This is a genomic window from Yoonia sp. 67-2 (assembly GCF_035117555.1).
GTDB lineage: Bacteria > Pseudomonadota > Alphaproteobacteria > Rhodobacterales > Rhodobacteraceae > Yoonia.
Genome location: NZ_JAYKPK010000002.1, coordinates 96,883 through 112,897, shown reverse-complemented (window position 1 = coordinate 112,897; position 16,015 = coordinate 96,883). Strand labels below are relative to the sequence as shown.

The window sequence follows — 16,015 nt, the reverse complement described above, 5'->3', positions numbered from 1 at the left end:
CGGATCGGGTCCGGGGTTGCGGATCGTGAGAGGAGACAGAGATGACAACAGTGATCAAAAACGGCACCATCGTCACGGCGGACCTGACCTATCAGGCGGACGTTCTGATCGATGGTGGCAAGATCATCGAGATCGGGCCGAACCTGCAAGGTGACGAAAAGTTGGACGCCACAGGCTGCTATGTCATGCCGGGCGGGATTGATCCGCATACCCATCTCGAAATGCCGTTCATGGGTACCTATTCGGCGGATGATTTTGAATCTGGCACCCGCGCGGCGCTGGCCGGCGGCACGACGATGGTTGTCGATTTCGCGCTGCCTGCCCCCGGTCAGGGCCTGCATGATGCGCTGCAGATGTGGGACAACAAATCTGGCCGCGCCAATTGCGACTACTCGTTCCACATGGCGGTGACATGGTGGGGCGAACAGGTCTTTGACGAGATGGAAAGCGTCGTCCGCGACCGTGGCATCAACACGTTCAAGCATTTCATGGCCTATAAAGGCGCGCTGATGGTGAATGATGATGAAATGTATGCGTCATTCTCGCGCCTCGCCTCGCTGGGTGCCATCGCGATGGTCCATGCTGAGAATGGCGATGTTGTGGCCGAACTCTCTGCTAAACTGCTGGCCGAGGGCAATACCGGCCCAGAGGCGCACGCCTATTCCCGCCCCCCGCAGGTCGAGGGCGAGGCGGCGAACCGTGCCATCATGATCGCCGATATGACCGGGGTGCCGCTGTATATCGTCCATGTATCCTGTGAAGAGGCGCATGAGGCGATCCGGCGCGCAAAGATGCAGGGCAAACGCGTCTGGGGCGAACCGCTGATCCAGCATCTGACCCTGGATGAAAGCGAATATTTCAATCAGGATTGGGATCATGCCGCGCGGCGCGTCATGTCGCCGCCGTTCCGCAACAAGATGCATCAGGATGGGCTGTGGGCCGGGCTGCAATCGGGCAGCCTGTCCGTGGTCGCGACGGATCATTGCGCCTTTACCACCGATCAGAAACGTTATGGCGTCGGCGATTTCACCAAGATCCCGAATGGCACAGGCGGGCTGGAGGACCGGATGCCGATGCTCTGGACCCATGGTGTGCGTACCGGGCGGCTGACGATGAATGAATTTGTCGCGCTGACATCGACCAATATCGCGAAAATCCTGAATTGCTATCCGCGCAAAGGCGCCGTGCTGGTGGGTGCCGACGCCGATTTGGTGGTCTGGGACCCGGAGAAATCCAAGACGATTACCGCATCAGCGCAGCAATCCGCGATTGATTACAACGTGTTCGAGGGAAAAGAGGTCACTGGCCTGCCACGCTTTACCCTGACCCGCGGCCATGTCGCTGTGCATGATGGCGAAATCCGCACGCAGGAAGGGCATGGCCAATTCGTCAAGCGTGCGCCGAATACGCCGACGAATACGGCGCTATCCAAGTGGAAAGAGCTGACGGCCCCACGCCCGGTGCAGCGGACGGGTATTCCCGCGACGGGGGTTTGATGACCGCTGAACCTGTGATCAGCGCCAAGGGGTTGAACCTGACGTTTGAGACGAATGATGGCCCCGTCCATGCGTTGAAAGACGTGGACCTTGATATCGGCAAGGGCGAATTTGTCAGCTTCATTGGCCCGTCCGGCTGCGGTAAGACGACATTCCTGCGCTGTATCGCGGGGTTAGAAACGCCCACCGGTGGCACGCTGAATGTCAACGGCATGACACCGGATCAGGCGCGGCGTGCGCGGGCCTATGGCTATGTGTTTCAGGCGGCGGGGCTTTATCCGTGGCGCACGATTGGCGGCAATGTGAAGCTGCCGTTGGAGATCATGGGATTTTCCAAAGCCGAACAGGCCGAACGCGTGGCGCGTGTTTTGTCGTTGGTTGATCTGGCGGGGTTCGAAAAGAAATTCCCCTGGCAATTGTCAGGCGGGATGCAACAGCGCGCGAGCATTGCCCGCGCGCTGGCGTTTGATGCCGATATCCTGCTGATGGATGAACCATTCGGTGCGCTGGATGAGATTGTGCGCGACCATTTGAACGAGCAGCTCTTGCAGCTTTGGGCGCGGACGGAAAAGACCATCGGTTTCGTCACCCATTCGATCCCCGAGGCGGTCTATCTGTCCACCAAGATCGTCGTCATGTCGCCGCGTCCCGGCCGGATCACCGATGTGATCGACAGCCCGCTGCCACGCGAACGGCCCTTGGATATCCGCGAGAGCGCGGCGTTTATCGAGATTGCGCATCGTGTGCGAGAAGGTTTGCGGGCGGGGCATGTGGATGTGTAGGCGCTGCCTCCGGCGGGAGTATTTTGCACAAAGCGAGGGAGGGGCGCTGTGAAATCACTGGTGCCGATCCTGAGTATTGTCGGGGCGATCCTGTTGATCTGGGTCGTCGCGGTCGTGCCGATGAATATGCATCTGACCGCCGATCAGGCGCAGCGCGATGGGCTTGTGGTGACACCGGAAACCCCGGCGGAACGGCAGGGATATTCCGGGCTGGGGTTGAGTTTTGCCAATCCGGGGCTGATCGGGCTGACCTATTCACTGGAGCGGCCGCGCCTGCCATCGCCGCATCAGGTGGCGGGCGAGATGTGGCAGACGATTGTGATGCAGAATGTCACCTCGAACCGGTCCTTGGTGTTTCATGGCTGGGTCACCTTGTCCGCAACCTTGCTTGGCTTTGTTATTGGGACGACGCTGGGTATCCTTCTGGCGGTGGGGATCGTGCATAACCGCGCCATGGATATGAGCGTGATGCCTTGGGCGATTGCCAGCCAGACCATTCCTATTCTGGCATTGGCACCGATGATCATCGTGATGATGGGGTCGATTGGCATTCAAGGCTTGCTGCCCAAGGCAGTGATCAGCGCCTATCTGTCGTTCTTTCCCGTTGTCGTCGGTATGGTGAAAGGGTTGCGCAGCCCCGATGCGATGCAGATGGATTTGCTGCGCACCTATTATGCCAGCTCGGCACAGGCATTCTGGAAATTGCGCCTGCCGGCCTCGGTGCCGTATCTGTTTGCCTCGTTCAAGATCGGGATATCGGCGGCGCTGGTTGGCGCGATTGTCGCGGAATTGCCGACAGGGGCGCGGGCCGGGTTTGGCGCGCGGATGCTGGTGGGGGATCAATATGGCCAGCCTTTGGTGACCTGGGCTGCTTTGTTTGCGGCGGCGATTACGGCAGCGGCGCTTGTGGGGATATTCACCGCGATGGAGCGGTTCACACTGCGCCGGATGGGGATGGTGCAGGCATGAATATGGCGATCATCTCTGCTTTGGCGGTCTGGGGTGTGGGGTGGTTCGTCAACGCCCGCCTTGCCACAAGCCGTGCGGCGCAGAACAGGATTGTGCGGTTGCTGGTGCCCGCGATTTTTGGCCTGACCCTGCTGATCATGTGGGAAATGCTGGTGCGGATGCTGGGGATCAGTCCGATCATCCTGCCTGCGCCTTCGGCGATTGCCGACAGGTTCGGCAGTTCGCTGCCCATCCTTTGGGCGGATTTTGAGCAGACGATCATCAAAGGGGCGATGACCGGCTATATTATCGGGGCGATCTGTGCCTTCGGCGTGGCGGTGCTCGCCGACAGGTCAGATTTCCTGACGCGCGGTATTCTTCCCGTAGGCGGGTTCATGGCGGCGCTCCCCATCGTTGGGATCGCGCCGATTTTTGTGCGTTGGCTGGGCAGCGATTGGCAATCCAAGGCGGCCGTCGTCGCCGTCATGGTGTTTTTCCCGATCCTCGTGAATATCGTTGCTGGCCTGCGCGACACATCCGCGATGCAGCGCGATCTGATGCGGACCTATGGCGCGGGCTATTGGCAGAGTCTGTTCAAACTGCGCCTGCCCGCCGCGATGCCGTTCATCTTCAACGGGCTGAAAATTGCGACGACTTTGGCGCTGATCGGGGCAATTGTTGCTGAATTTTTTGGCTCTCCCACGGTTGGCATGGGCTTTCGGATATCGACATCGGTCGGGCGGCTTGCGCTGGATATGGTCTGGGCCGAAATTGTGGTCGCAGCGATTGCTGGCAGCACGCTTTACGGGGCTGTCGCATGGGTCGAGGGGCGGGTGACATTCTGGCATCCGTCGCAACGAAAATAACAAGCCCCGGCAAGAGGGCATCACACTGACTTGGAGGTCAAAATGAAGACAACACTACTCGCGGCGGCCTGTGCTGCCGGTCTTGGCGGTATCGCTCATGCCCAGGACAATGACGTGTCACTGCAATTGCAGTGGGTCACGCAATCCCAGTTCGCCGGGTATTATGTGGCGCTGGATCAGGGGTATTATGAGGAAGAGGGTCTGAACGTTACGATCCTGCCCGGTGGTCCCGACATCGCGCCGCCACAGGTGCTGGCGGGCGGCGGTGCCGATGCGATGCTGAACTGGATGCCATCGGCGCTGGCCGCGCGCGAACGCGGTCTGCCGGTGGTGAATATCGCGCAGCCGTTCAAGACATCGGGGCTGATGCTGACCTGCTGGAAAGATACCGGGATCGAGACGGTCGAGGATTTCCGCGGCCGCACCATCGGCGTCTGGTTCTTTGGCAATGAATATCCGTTCCTGAGCTGGATGGCGCAGGCCGGTATCCCGACCGAAGGCGGCGAGGATGGCGTGACCGTCCTGCGGCAAGGGTTCAACGTTGATCCTTTGTTGCAGCGGCAGGCGGATTGCATCTCGACCATGACCTATAATGAATATGGGCAGGTGCTGGATGCGGGCGTCGATCCGGATGAATTGATCACCTTCATGTATGAGGATCAGGGCGTCGCCACGCTGGAAGACGGGATCTATGTGCTGGAAGAGAACCTTGAGGACCCGGAATTCGTCGATAAAATGGTCCGCTTTGTGCGCGCCTCGATGAAGGGCTGGAAATGGGCCGAGGAAAACCCAGAAGCTGCAGGTGCGATCATCGTAGAATATGATGAAACCGGCGCCCAGTCTGAAGAAGCACAGATCCGCATGATGCAGGAAATCGCGAAACTGACCGCTGGATCGAACGGCGCGCTGGACCCTGCGGATTACGAACGGACCGTCGCGACACTGCTGGGCGGCGGGTCAGATCCGGTGATTTCTGCCGAGCCAGAGGGGGCCTGGACCCATCTGATCACGGATCAGGCGCTGGAGTGATCTGAAAACGGAAGATCGGGCGCTGGTGTGAGGCTGGCGTCCGGGTAACTTTGATTGGCTCCGGATCATCGACGTCGTAGGTCGGGGTTCTCCCCGACCTGTTCTATGGCGGGGTAAACCCCGCCCTACCGCTCCGTCAGTTTCAACTCGATCCGGCGGTTCTGCGCACGCGCTTCAGGCGTGTTCGCCGGGTTCAGCGGTTGATATTCGCCGAACCCATTGGCAGCCAGACGGCGGGGGTCGATGCCCAGATCCTCGGCCATGAAACGGACCACGGAGAGCGCCCGCGCCTGGCTCAACTCCCAGTTATCGGCGAAACGTCCGTTTGCGGTGATCGGTATGTCGTCCGTGTGTCCGTCCACGCGGATGATCCAGTCGATACCATCGGGGATGTCATCGGCGAAATCGCGCAGGATGCCTGCGATATTGGCAATCTCGGCGCGGCCCTGGGCGGACAGATCGGCCTGCCCGACCTCGAACAGAACTTCCGAGGAAAAGACGAAACGGTCGCCTTCGATCCTGATCCGGTCTTGCCCTTCCAGCACCCGCCGCAACTGGCCAAAGAAATCCGACCGGAACCGGTTGAGGTCTTCGGCCTCGGCCAGCAGGCGGGCGGTTTCTTCTTCCAGCCGGATCCGTTCCGCCTCTTCCAGCGCGCGGCGTTGCCGTTCTTCCGATGCGACGCGGGCCAATGCAGTATTCAGCTGTGATCCCAGTGTTTCGATCTGCACCTGTGCCTCGCGGTCGGTATCTTCGGCAAGGTCCAGCAGGGTCTGCAAGGTGCCGACCTGATTGCGCAGTGCCAGAAGCTGTTCATTCAGTGCGGCGGTTTGCCGTTGTGCCTCGGTCGAGGTTTCTTCCTGCTCGGCCAAGGCCGCATTGGCGATGGCGAGCAGCCCGGCCTGTCGCTCTGCCTCGGTCAGGGCTTCGCTCCGCGCTCTCTCTAGTTCCGCCTGTGCGGCGCGGGCAGCGGCCAGCAGGGTCAGGGTTTCCTCGGCCTCTTGCCTTTGCTGTTCAAGGTTCAGCGTCATCGCCGTTAGTTCGGCATCGGCGTTTTCCAACCTTTCGCGCAGGGCGGCGGCGGTGGCGGCATCGGTCAGGCGGGCGGCTTCCAGTTCGGAGATCTGGGCAGCACTTTCATCGCGTTCAATTTCCAGATCGGCGATCATCGCCTGCAATGCTTCACGCCGGGCGGCGGCAAGGCGGGCGGCTTCGGCGCTTTCGTCGATCTCATCGCGGGCTTGGGCAAGGGCGAGGTTCAGCGCCTCTTGCTCTGACATCAGCCGTTCCTGCGATTGTTCCAGCCCGGTGATGGTCTGCTGGGCATCACGCTGATCGGCCAGCAGGCCCGCGACCTGCGCCTCAAACCCGGTGATCTGGTCCTGCGCTGCGGCCAGCGCCTGATCCTGCGCTTCGCGTTCGGCGATCAAGGCGGCGGTCCGGTCCTGTTCCAGACCCAAGGTCGCGGCAAGGGCGGCCATTTCGCTGGACAAGGTGTCAAGCTCACTGGCCTGCCCGGTGATCGTTTCGCGCAGGGTGAATTGCAGCACCATGAAGATCGTCAGCACGAACATCAGCACCAGCAGAATGCCGGTCATCGCATCGACAAAGCCCGGCCAGATCGCGTTCTGGAAACGGTTGGATGATCTGCGGCTCAGCGCCATGGATCAGCTCCGCTCCCGGATCAGATTGGTCAGCGCGGCGAGATCATCGCGCAAGGCACTGGTGCTTTCGTGGCGTCCGGCAGCGATATCTTCGGCGATGCGCAGCAATTGCACATCGATGGACCGCAGCCGCATCCGGCTTTCGGCATCGATCCCGCCCATGCCGCTGTCGTCCAGTTTTCTGACCAGTTGTTCCTGCGCAGTGGCAACCCGTTCGAGCAGCGCAGGCACCTCGCTTGTGGTTGTGGCCTGCGCCAGAATTTCGATTGCGGCGGCCAGCGAATGGAACCGCCGGTCAGTAGTTTCGCGGTCAGCGGCAGTCTGATCCATCATCAACTGGATCGAATCCATCAATTCGCCCATCTGGTCGACGACGCCGGCACCGGGTGCAGCACCTTCATCGCCGTCGATACCGACGCGGGTGATGGTGGACATCCATTCTTCCAATTCGCGGTAGAAACGGTTCTGGCCATGTCCTGCGAAAAGTTCGAGCAGACCGACGACCAGCGATCCGGCCAGCCCCAGAAGCGAGCTTGAAAAGGCCGTGCCCATGCCGCCAAGCTGGTCTTCCAACCCGTCCTGCAGGCGGCTGAAAATATCCGCCCCGGATTCGCCATCGCCGGGGTTCAGCGACCGGATCGTTTCCACCAAGGCGGGAACAGTCGTGGCCAACCCATAGAATGTCCCCAAAAGCCCAAGGAAAATCAGCACATTGCCGATATAGCGGGTGATTTCGCGGTCTTCGTCGATCCGCTGTGCCACGGAATCAAGGATCGAGCGGCCCGAACTGGATGAAATCTGCGTCCGCGCCCCGCGTGATCGCAGCAATGTCGCCAGCGGCGCCAGCAAGGATGGCGCGGTTGTGATGTTATGCCCGCTGATGCCGCGTGCAAAATCTTCGATCCAGCGGACCGAGGTCATCAGCAGGAACACCTGATTAAAGCAGGACAAGACCCCAAGGACGAAGACGCCCAGGATCACCCCATTCAGATAGGGGTTGGACAAAAAGATCGCCCGGATCTGGTCCAATCCCAGATATAACCCCGCCGCGACCAGCACGATCACGGTCAACATGAACAACAATTGCCGGATCGGTTGGGAAAACTGTGCCGTTATTTTGGCTGGTCGTTTGTCTGCCACGAAGGTTTATCCTGATCTGGTCCGATTTGCCCTTTGCATAGCAGCATATGCCGCCAGACGGACAAACCGAATTTTACGCACGATGGCCCTCTGTTGCTGTCAAGGCACGCACCCGGTCGGCCAGCCAGCGCATATCGTCATCCTTGATCCCCATTTCGGTCAGCAATGTGACGGTATTGAACAGATATTCCGTATTCGGCCCGCGCCCGCCCACCGCTTGGGCGATCATCTGCGCCTGTTTTTCCAGATCGAACTGGCAATATTGGGCATGGTCGGGATCGACGATATAGGTCAGCGCAGTGATCGTTTCGCCATCACTGCAGATCAGCTCGACATTGGCCTCGTAATAGGCAGAGCTGACCAGCTCGCGTTCGCGTAACATGGCAAGAACGTCGGCTTCCTCATCCGGATCGACCTTTAACGCGACGCCGGTGCATTGCGCGCCGGGCTGATGGTCCAGCGCCAGCACAAGACCGGGATCATCCGGCGTGCCGCGATGATGGATGGACAGCATGCAGAAACTGCGGTGATAATCGGGAAGTCTGGCGGTGACCTGACGGATCGGCGTAAAGCCGGGGTTCCACAACAGCGACCCATATCCGAAAACCCAAAGCGCCATGATCTGCCGTCCTTTCCTGTTGCCCCCGGTAAACACCTTTTGGGGGCCGACGGAAAGGGCTCAGACCGCGCGCATCATATCGCCAAAGATCGCATCCTGATGATCCTGCATATAAATCCGCAGCCAAGGCGTATATTGCGCGGGATGACGGATCACATCGGCGGATAGGTCGTAAAAATCGACCCAGCGTGTCGCCATTACCTCTGCCGGGTTGGGCGTGATCTTTAGATCATTCGGCGCATCGGCCACATAAACCTCGACCAGTTCATGTTCGATCAACCCATCGCCGACATCGGCGCGATATTCGATCTGGTCGCGATGCGCGGGGTAGATCCCGGTGATCCCCAATTCCTCGTCCAGCCGGCGCAAAGCACAAATGGCTGGGTCTTCATCCCATTCCGGATGGGTACAGCAGGTATTCGCCCAGAGCCCCGGCGTATGGTATTTACCCATCGCCCGTTGCTGGATCAGCACGCGCCCGCGGTTCATCACGAACACACTGACCGCCTTGTGTTTCAGCCCGCGCTGATGCGCGGCGAGCTTTTCCACTGGTTGCAACGTGCCGTCGACCCAGGCCGGGATCATGATCGTCATGTGCGCAAGGGCGAGACCAGCCGCGTCAGATGCGCAAGGTTCTTAATGCCGATTTTCAGATGGGCCATGGGGCGGGCTTTCACGAGTTTCTTGTTCATATAAGCCTCAAACGTCAGCTTTTGCACGTCGACATCATGACACAGGGACACAAACCGCTCACGCCGCTCATCGCTGCGGTAATAGGCGTTCTGCATCGCGGCCAAAACCCGGAAAACCTGTTTATGTTCGCGCATGAAGAGTTTCCGCGCCAGTTGCAGGTCTTTGACCCGACCGGATGCCAGGCAAGCCGCCGCAGCCGTCGCCGCAACACGGCCCCCGACCATGGCGTAATAGATGCCTTCGCCCGATGACGGTGCCACGACACCAGCAGCATCACCGGCCAGCACGACATCTTTGCCATTGTCCCAGCAATCCAGCGGTTTCAGCGGGATCGGCGCACCTTCACGGCGGATCGTCTTGCAATCACTCAGACCGGCGCTGGCGCGCAGATCGGCGGTAGCCTGTTTGACATCGACCGATTTGATCATCGACCCCATGCCGACGCTGGCTTGTGCGCCATGCGGGAAGACCCAGCCATAAAAATCAGGCGAGATACGCCCGTCATAGATGACGTCACAGCGCAGAGGGTCGTATGCGGCGTTGGCTTCCGGTGCCTCGATAATCTCATGGTAAGCAATGACATAGGGGATCTTGTCGCCATCCTTGACCTCGGCCCGCGCCACGTTGGAGCGCGCACCATCGGCGCCGATCACCAATTTCGTGGTCAGTTTCATATCCTCGCCCGTCACCTTGTCGCGGTAATTGACATGGGTGCCGGTCTCATCACGGGTGATCTTGGTGAATGTGCCGGCATAGCGATGCGCGCCAGCATCAGTCGCACGTTGCCGCAGGAAAGCGTCGAAATGTTCGCGGTCGACCATACCGACATAGCCGTTCTCAATCGGGATATCGACCTGACGACCGGTGGGGGAAATCATCCGCGCGGTGTTCACCTTTGCCACGATCTGGTCGTCGGGGATAAAGAAATCCGCAATCAGCCGCGGCGGAATCGCACCGCCACAGGGTTTGATCCGGCCTTCACGGTCGATGAACGCGACCTTGTGGCCGGAACGCGCAAGATCTTCTGCGGCAGTAGCCCCGGAAGGCCCCGCACCTACGACGACGACATCATATTGCATTGGCTATTCTCCCGGAACGAGGGTTGCGGACGGCATTCTGCGGTCCATGATTCTGGCGGCGACAAGGGCCGCAGCGATGAAAAGTGAGGCTTCAAAAAGGAACACAGCGCCAAAGGCTTGTGTGTCGGTCAAGGTCAGGCGCAAAACATCGGCCATGGCAGCACCCAGCAAGCCGCCGAACCCGGCGGCAATCGCTTGCGCCGCGCCCCACAGCCCCATTCGCGTACCTTCGCGCCGCTCGCGGCCTTCGCCAGCCAGCGCCATCATCGAGCCGATGGCGGCGACCGCGAACATGCCGTTGAAAAAGCCCAGAGCAACGACGGCAGGCACAATCGGCGCACCCGGACCCATCGGCCCCAGCATGGAAATGACCGCAAGCGCCGCGGCTGACCCAAGGCAACCCGCCATGACCCAGTTGCGCAAAGCCCCGATCTTTAGCCCCGTGGCCATGATGCCCACGGTCAGCATCCCGATAAAGGTGCCGCCGTTTTGCGCACCTGACAGCGACGTGGTTTGACCGGGCGTCAGGCCAAACACCAATCCGGCGTAAGGCTCAAGGATCAGCTCCTGCATGAAATAGGCGGTCATGGCGAGGAAGACGAACAGCGTGAAATTGCGCGCCTTGGGTTCGGCCCAGACCTCGGCCAGCCCTTGGCGGAACGGCGTCGGGTCGGGTTCGCGGGTGACTTTCAGCCCCCGCTCGACGCCCCAGACGGCGAGAATGGTAAGGGTGATCGCGATCAGGACGACTCCGCTGACGATTTCGAGCAGTTTCAGCGGGGTGTAAGGGTCGATCAGCGACCCCACGATACCAGCGGTCATGGCAATGCCGAAGATCATCATCAGCCATGTGATTGTCGCCGCCGCCGCGCGCCGATGCGGTGCCGTGGTCGTTGCAAGCAAAGCCAGCAGCGATGTGCCGGATGCCCCCACGCCCAGCCCGATCAGCGCATAGGCCAAGGCGGAAATGACCATGCCCCAGATAAACGACGCCTCCAGCACGATCAGCCCGAAGGTGGCGATCAGCGCCCCGGCACCCAATGCCACCATCCCGCCGATGATCCAGCGCGTGCGCTGCCCACCAGCGTCAGAGGCATGACCCCATTTCGGCCGCGACATCTGGATCCCGTAATGCAAGGCGACCAGCAGGCCGGGGATCACGGCGGGCAGCGCCAGTTCCACCACCATCAGCCGGTTCAGGGTTGATGTCATCAACACCACAATCGCGCCCAGCGCCATCTGCACCAGACCGAGCCGGATAATCTGCACCCAAGTCAGCGTCATGCGATGCCTCGCAACGCAAAGGCGGCGATCATCATACCGCTGATGTAAAACAGAATGCCCATGCCCTGATACCATTGCGCCTTGCCCAAAGGGTCGCGCAGCAGCACCCGCATCGCGGCGATTTGCACGGCCAGCATCGCGGTGATGCCCAAGGCGTGGAATGGATGGCTCCAGTAAAACAGCAGGCCGATCACGGCCACCTGCGGCACGGCCATCACCCAGCAGGCAACGCGCGCGGCACCGTCAGGGCCGAGTGTGACAGGCAAAGACCGCAAGCCCATGGCCCTGTCGCCCTCGACCGCTTTGAAATCGTTCAGCGTCATGATGCCATGCGCGCCCAAGCCGTAAAGCACGGCGATGGTGATGACGGGGACCGTTGGCGCACCGGCAGCGAGGATCGCGGCCCCGGTGATCCATGGCAGCGTTTCATAGGCCAACCCACATAGAGCAGGCCCCCAGATGCCGGATTTCTTGGCACGCAGAGGTTCCGCCGAATAGGCCCACGCCGCCATGATCGCGAGGATCGTCGCGCCAAAACCCCATGGCCCCAGTTGATAGCCAAGGCCCAGCCCCAGCCCGGTCATCGCCAGCGCGATCCATAGACCCCAGCGCCCCGGTATCCGGCCTGACGGGATCGGGCGGTCCGGTTCATTGATCGCATCCACATGCCGGTCGCACCAATCATTGGCGGCCTGCGACATGCCGCAGACCACCGGACCGGCCAGCAGCACGCCCAGTAAGATCAGAAACCAATTACCCGCAGGGCTGACGCCCGACGCCACGATGCCACATAAAAACGCCCACATCGGTGGGAACCATGTGACAGGTTTGATCAGCCGCAGCATCGCCTTTGGCTCGGGCCAGCGGCGGGGATGGGTCGTGGTGATATCGGTCATGGCGCTCATACTGTCATTCTAAAATGACATTATACCTTCGAGCAAGTGTAAACTAAAGCTGACACTGCGCCAATCCGTCGCGTGGCGATGAATGCCGTCGCGACAGGCCCTTGCCACGGCCGAAATTACCTCTAAGCATGGCGACCAAAGCGCTTTGGGAGGAGTCACCTATGCAGATCCGCGCCCTTGTCTGGGGTGAGAATGTTCACGAACAGACCAATAAAACAGTGGCCGATATCTATCCTGACGGGATGCATGAAGCCATCGCCTCCGCCCTGCGCGCGGATGGAATCACGGCGGAGACCGCGACCTTGCAGGATCCCGACCATGGGCTGACCGAAGAACGGCTGGCGCAGACTGATGTCCTGCTCTGGTGGGGTCATGCCGCACATGGGGATGTGGCGGATGCGGTGGTCGAACGTGTGGCGGCCCATGTCCATGCCGGTATGGGCCTGATCCTGCTGCATTCGGCGCATTTTGCCAAAATCTTCAAACGGCTGATGGGCACCCCCTGCAACCTGACATGGCGCGAGGCGGGGGAGCGGGAGCGGCTCTGGGTCACATCGCGCAACCACCCGATCGCCGCCGGATTGCCCGATCATTTCACGCTGGAAAACGAAGAAATGTATGGCGAACCCTTTGGCGTGCCGGAACCTTTGGAAACCGTCTTCATCAGTTGGTTTCAGGGGGGTGAGGTGTTCCGCTCTGGCCTGACCTATAAACGCGGTGCGGGGAATGTGTTCTATTTCCGCCCCGGCCATGAAACCTATCCAACCTATCACGATGCCAATGTGCAAACCGTTCTGCGCAACGCCGTGCGCTGGGCCCATAACCCCGCGCCGCGCATCATGGATGTGAACGATGCGCCCAACGTCCCGGTCGAATCCGCGCTGGAACCGATCACCGCACGTGGCCCGCGCCTGCATCAGGACGGCGAGGATGGCTTTCGATGACACGTGTGCTGATCCTCGGCACCGGCGGCATGGCCAGCGCACATGTCGAGGCTTATCGCACCATCCCCGACGTGCAGGTCGTGGGTGGCGTCGATACAAATGCCGACAACCTCGCCGCGTTCTGCGATCAATGGGATATTCCGCACCGCTTTGCCTCGGTCACTGCTGCGCTGGCTTGGGGTGAATTTGATGCTGTGTCCAACGTGACCCCCGATGCCGTGCATCACCGCACGACAATGCCTTTGCTGGCGGCAGGCAAGCATGTGCTCTGCGAAAAGCCATTGGCGACCAGCCACGCGGATGCCGCTGACATGGCGCAGGCGGCACAGGCCGCAGGTGTCGTGAATATGGTGAACCTGACCTATCGCAATGTCCCCGCCCTGATGCATGCCGCCGATCTGATCGCCCAGGGTGCTATCGGCGAGGTCCGGCATTTCGAGGCCTCCTATCTGCAAAGCTGGCTGGTCCAACCCGCCTGGGGCGATTGGGCGAGCGAGGATCAATGGCTCTGGCGGCTGTCGTCGGCGCATGGGTCGATGGGTGTTTTGGGCGATGTCGGTGTGCATATCCTCGATTACGCGACCTTTGCCGCCGGGTCTGATGTCGCGCGCATATCCTGCCGGTTGAAAACCTTTGCCAAGGCGCCGGGCGATCAGATCGGCCCTTACCATCTGGATGCCAACGACAGCATGTCGATGCATCTGGCGCTGGATAATGGCGCGACCGGGGTGATCCATGCCAGCCGCTTTGCTGCCGGCCATCACAATGACCTGGCCTTGCGGATTTTCGGGACAAAAGGCGGGCTGAGGGTCAGCTTTGAAAAGGACACCAGCCATCTGATGGCGTCCTTGGGCGATAATCTGATGACCGGGCGCTGGGTGGATGTCGACACGCCCGTGGTGCAGACCAACTACGCCCGGTTCATCGCGGCCATTCGGGACGGGGATATGGTGAAACCAGACTTTGCCCGGGGTGCCGCCCTGCAACGGGTGCTGGATGCGGCGGTTGTCTCAGACACAAATCTCTCCCGCGATCAAGAGGTTTGATCAGACCACCGTACGGTGGGTCTTTTGACAAGATTAACTGTTTGCCGTCATGTTCCATTGAGGTGCTGGCACCTGTCCAGACCTCTGCAAAGTCGCAGCGCGAAGTGGAACTGCTCATGAATGAAATTCTTGTCCCCGCCGACCCGGCTGATCTGATTGACAGAATCATCGAATTGCAATTGCGCATCGACGCGATGCCGGCCAACCAGCGGTCCGAGATGCTGCGCAAGCGCGACCTGCTGACCCGCCTTGCCGGACGGATCATGCCCCCCGATGATGACTTGGCAGACCTGACCGAGCAATTATTCACCGCTCGCAGCGACATTTTCAATCTGACTCAGGAGCTTTTGGCCTGCGACGCGCGCAAGGATTACAGCACCGCATTCGTCGCCTTGTCGCAATCCTTGCTGGCTGCAATGACGGCACTTGACAGGATCAAAGGCGCGATCAACAGCCATGTGGCCCCGGTGATACCGGCATCCACCGGCCGGACTGACGCTTGAAAGATCCATTTTGATGTGAATTGCGCCATTAAGCGGGCCTTTACACTTTGCCGGTTACGACCGTGCCGGGGTGAAAGAGGTATGCCATGGACAGGGGAACGACCGCGCCAATTATTATCAAGCGTAAAAAGGTGATCGCCGGTGGCGGGCACCATGGCGGGGCATGGAAGGTGGCCTATGCCGATTTTGTCACGGCGATGATGGCATTTTTCCTGCTGATGTGGCTGCTGAATGCGACGACAGAACAGCAGCGCAAGGGGATTTCCGACTATTTCGCGCCCAGCATCCCGATCAACCGGATATCGGGCGGCGGCAGCGGGGCATTCGGCGGTGAAAACGTCTTTACCGACCAGACATTGGCACAAAGCGGGACCGGCGCACGCCAGACCAGCATCGGGGACCAGCCCCTGCGGACACAGGCCGAATCAGACGAGGATGCGGCTGCCGCAGCGCAGGTCGCAGCCCTGCAACAGATCGAGGCGATCCTGCTGGGGCAGGGCGGCGAAAGCCTGATTTCCGAACAGGCCCTGCGCCATATCATCACCCGCTTGACCGACGAAGGACTGGTGATCGAGATTTTTGATCTGCCGGATGTGCAGTTATTTGCGCCCGACAGCACCGATCCGCAGCCTGTGACCATCGAGATTGCCAATGTTCTGGCCCGGCTGTTCGGCGCTGTCCGCAATCCTGTCGCGATCAACGGCTACCTCAGCGCCCGACCTGTCCCGCAGCGTGATACCGGGGTCTGGGATCTGTCGACCGACCGGGCCGCGCAGATGCGGATTCTGCTGGAAAACGGCGGACTGAACCCGTTGCGCATCATCCGCCAGACTGGTGCAGGCGACCGCAGGCCTGCGGTGGCAAACAGGTCAGCAGCCCGCAACAACCGGATCGAAGTGACCCTGCTGCGGTCCGACATCTGATAAAAACTGCACCCGGTTCTCGGCGTTAGGGTGATCTTAAGACCATGTGGCTAGAACGGGGGGACCACCCTTTGCGCCATGATTCTGAAAGGTC

The 16,015-nt window shown here is 60.4% G+C and carries 16 protein-coding genes; 9 read left to right on the top strand and 7 right to left on the bottom strand.

Annotated elements, in window-relative coordinates:
• Positions 1-41 precede the first annotated feature (41 nt).
• Genes hydA through VOY09_RS03830 form a run of 5 tightly spaced genes read left to right on the top strand, consistent with a single transcriptional unit; the run spans position 42 to position 5,121 of the window.
• Positions 42-1,496 carry a dihydropyrimidinase gene (hydA, locus tag VOY09_RS03850; RefSeq protein ID WP_322893068.1) on the top strand — a complete coding sequence of 485 codons (1,455 nt, stop codon included), beginning with the start codon at positions 42-44 and terminating at the stop codon, positions 1,494-1,496.
• The gene (locus VOY09_RS03845; RefSeq protein WP_322893067.1) at positions 1,496-2,278 is read left to right on the top strand and encodes an ABC transporter ATP-binding protein; all 783 of its coding nucleotides are present in this window, start codon (positions 1,496-1,498) and stop codon (positions 2,276-2,278) included. The genes hydA and VOY09_RS03845 overlap by 1 nt, the downstream gene beginning before the upstream one ends.
• Positions 2,279-2,326: 48 nt before the next feature.
• Positions 2,327-3,247 carry an ABC transporter permease gene (locus VOY09_RS03840; RefSeq protein WP_322893066.1) on the top strand — a complete coding sequence of 307 codons (921 nt, stop codon included), beginning with the start codon at positions 2,327-2,329 and terminating at the stop codon, positions 3,245-3,247.
• A 2-nt stretch (positions 3,248-3,249) separates the two neighbouring features.
• Positions 3,250-4,092: an ABC transporter permease gene (locus VOY09_RS03835; protein ID WP_322893370.1), complete on the top strand. Its 843-nt coding sequence runs from the start codon at positions 3,250-3,252 to the stop codon at positions 4,090-4,092.
• 42 nt (positions 4,093-4,134) lie between these two features.
• Entirely contained in the window at positions 4,135-5,121 is a 987-nt protein-coding gene (locus tag VOY09_RS03830) for an ABC transporter substrate-binding protein (RefSeq protein WP_322893065.1), read from the top strand.
• A gap of 125 nt (positions 5,122-5,246) precedes the next feature.
• Here VOY09_RS03830 and VOY09_RS03825 read toward each other — a convergent pair whose 3' ends face one another.
• The 7 genes from VOY09_RS03825 to chlG form a co-directional block, all read right to left on the bottom strand.
• Positions 5,247-6,785, bottom strand: coding sequence for a peptidoglycan -binding protein (locus VOY09_RS03825; RefSeq protein WP_322893064.1), 1,539 nt, complete (start codon positions 6,783-6,785; stop codon positions 5,247-5,249).
• A 3-nt stretch (positions 6,786-6,788) separates the two neighbouring features.
• The gene (locus tag VOY09_RS03820; protein WP_322893369.1) at positions 6,789-7,859 is read right to left on the bottom strand and encodes a biopolymer transporter ExbB; all 1,071 of its coding nucleotides are present in this window, start codon (positions 7,857-7,859) and stop codon (positions 6,789-6,791) included.
• 139 nt (positions 7,860-7,998) lie between these two features.
• Positions 7,999-8,544: a gamma-glutamylcyclotransferase gene (locus tag VOY09_RS03815; RefSeq protein WP_322893063.1), complete on the bottom strand. Its 546-nt coding sequence runs from the start codon at positions 8,542-8,544 to the stop codon at positions 7,999-8,001.
• A gap of 60 nt (positions 8,545-8,604) precedes the next feature.
• Positions 8,605-9,138: an isopentenyl-diphosphate Delta-isomerase gene (gene idi, locus VOY09_RS03810; protein ID WP_322893062.1), complete on the bottom strand. Its 534-nt coding sequence runs from the start codon at positions 9,136-9,138 to the stop codon at positions 8,605-8,607.
• On the bottom strand, positions 9,135-10,316 hold the full coding sequence (locus tag VOY09_RS03805) for a geranylgeranyl diphosphate reductase (RefSeq protein WP_322893061.1): 1,182 nt from the start codon (positions 10,314-10,316) through the stop codon (positions 9,135-9,137). Before VOY09_RS03805 ends, idi begins: the two co-directional genes overlap by 4 nt.
• Positions 10,317-10,319: 3 nt before the next feature.
• Positions 10,320-11,600 carry a BCD family MFS transporter gene (locus tag VOY09_RS03800; protein WP_322893060.1) on the bottom strand — a complete coding sequence of 427 codons (1,281 nt, stop codon included), beginning with the start codon at positions 11,598-11,600 and terminating at the stop codon, positions 10,320-10,322.
• Positions 11,597-12,496: a chlorophyll synthase ChlG gene (gene chlG, locus VOY09_RS03795; protein WP_322893059.1), complete on the bottom strand. Its 900-nt coding sequence runs from the start codon at positions 12,494-12,496 to the stop codon at positions 11,597-11,599. The genes VOY09_RS03800 and chlG overlap by 4 nt, the downstream gene beginning before the upstream one ends.
• Before the next feature lie 170 nt (positions 12,497-12,666).
• On the opposite strand from chlG, the gene VOY09_RS03790 reads away from it, so the two are divergent.
• From VOY09_RS03790 to VOY09_RS03775, 4 genes are all read left to right on the top strand, one after another.
• On the top strand, positions 12,667-13,449 hold the full coding sequence (locus VOY09_RS03790) for a ThuA domain-containing protein (protein ID WP_322893058.1): 783 nt from the start codon (positions 12,667-12,669) through the stop codon (positions 13,447-13,449).
• Positions 13,446-14,495, top strand: a complete 1,050-nt coding sequence (locus VOY09_RS03785; protein ID WP_322893057.1) for a Gfo/Idh/MocA family oxidoreductase — start codon at positions 13,446-13,448, stop codon at positions 14,493-14,495. The genes VOY09_RS03790 and VOY09_RS03785 overlap by 4 nt, the downstream gene beginning before the upstream one ends.
• Positions 14,496-14,611: 116 nt before the next feature.
• The gene (locus VOY09_RS03780; RefSeq protein ID WP_322893056.1) at positions 14,612-14,998 is read left to right on the top strand and encodes a hypothetical protein; all 387 of its coding nucleotides are present in this window, start codon (positions 14,612-14,614) and stop codon (positions 14,996-14,998) included.
• An 86-nt stretch (positions 14,999-15,084) separates the two neighbouring features.
• Positions 15,085-15,921: a flagellar motor protein MotB gene (locus VOY09_RS03775; RefSeq protein ID WP_322893055.1), complete on the top strand. Its 837-nt coding sequence runs from the start codon at positions 15,085-15,087 to the stop codon at positions 15,919-15,921.
• The last annotated feature ends 94 nt before the right edge of the window (positions 15,922-16,015 follow it).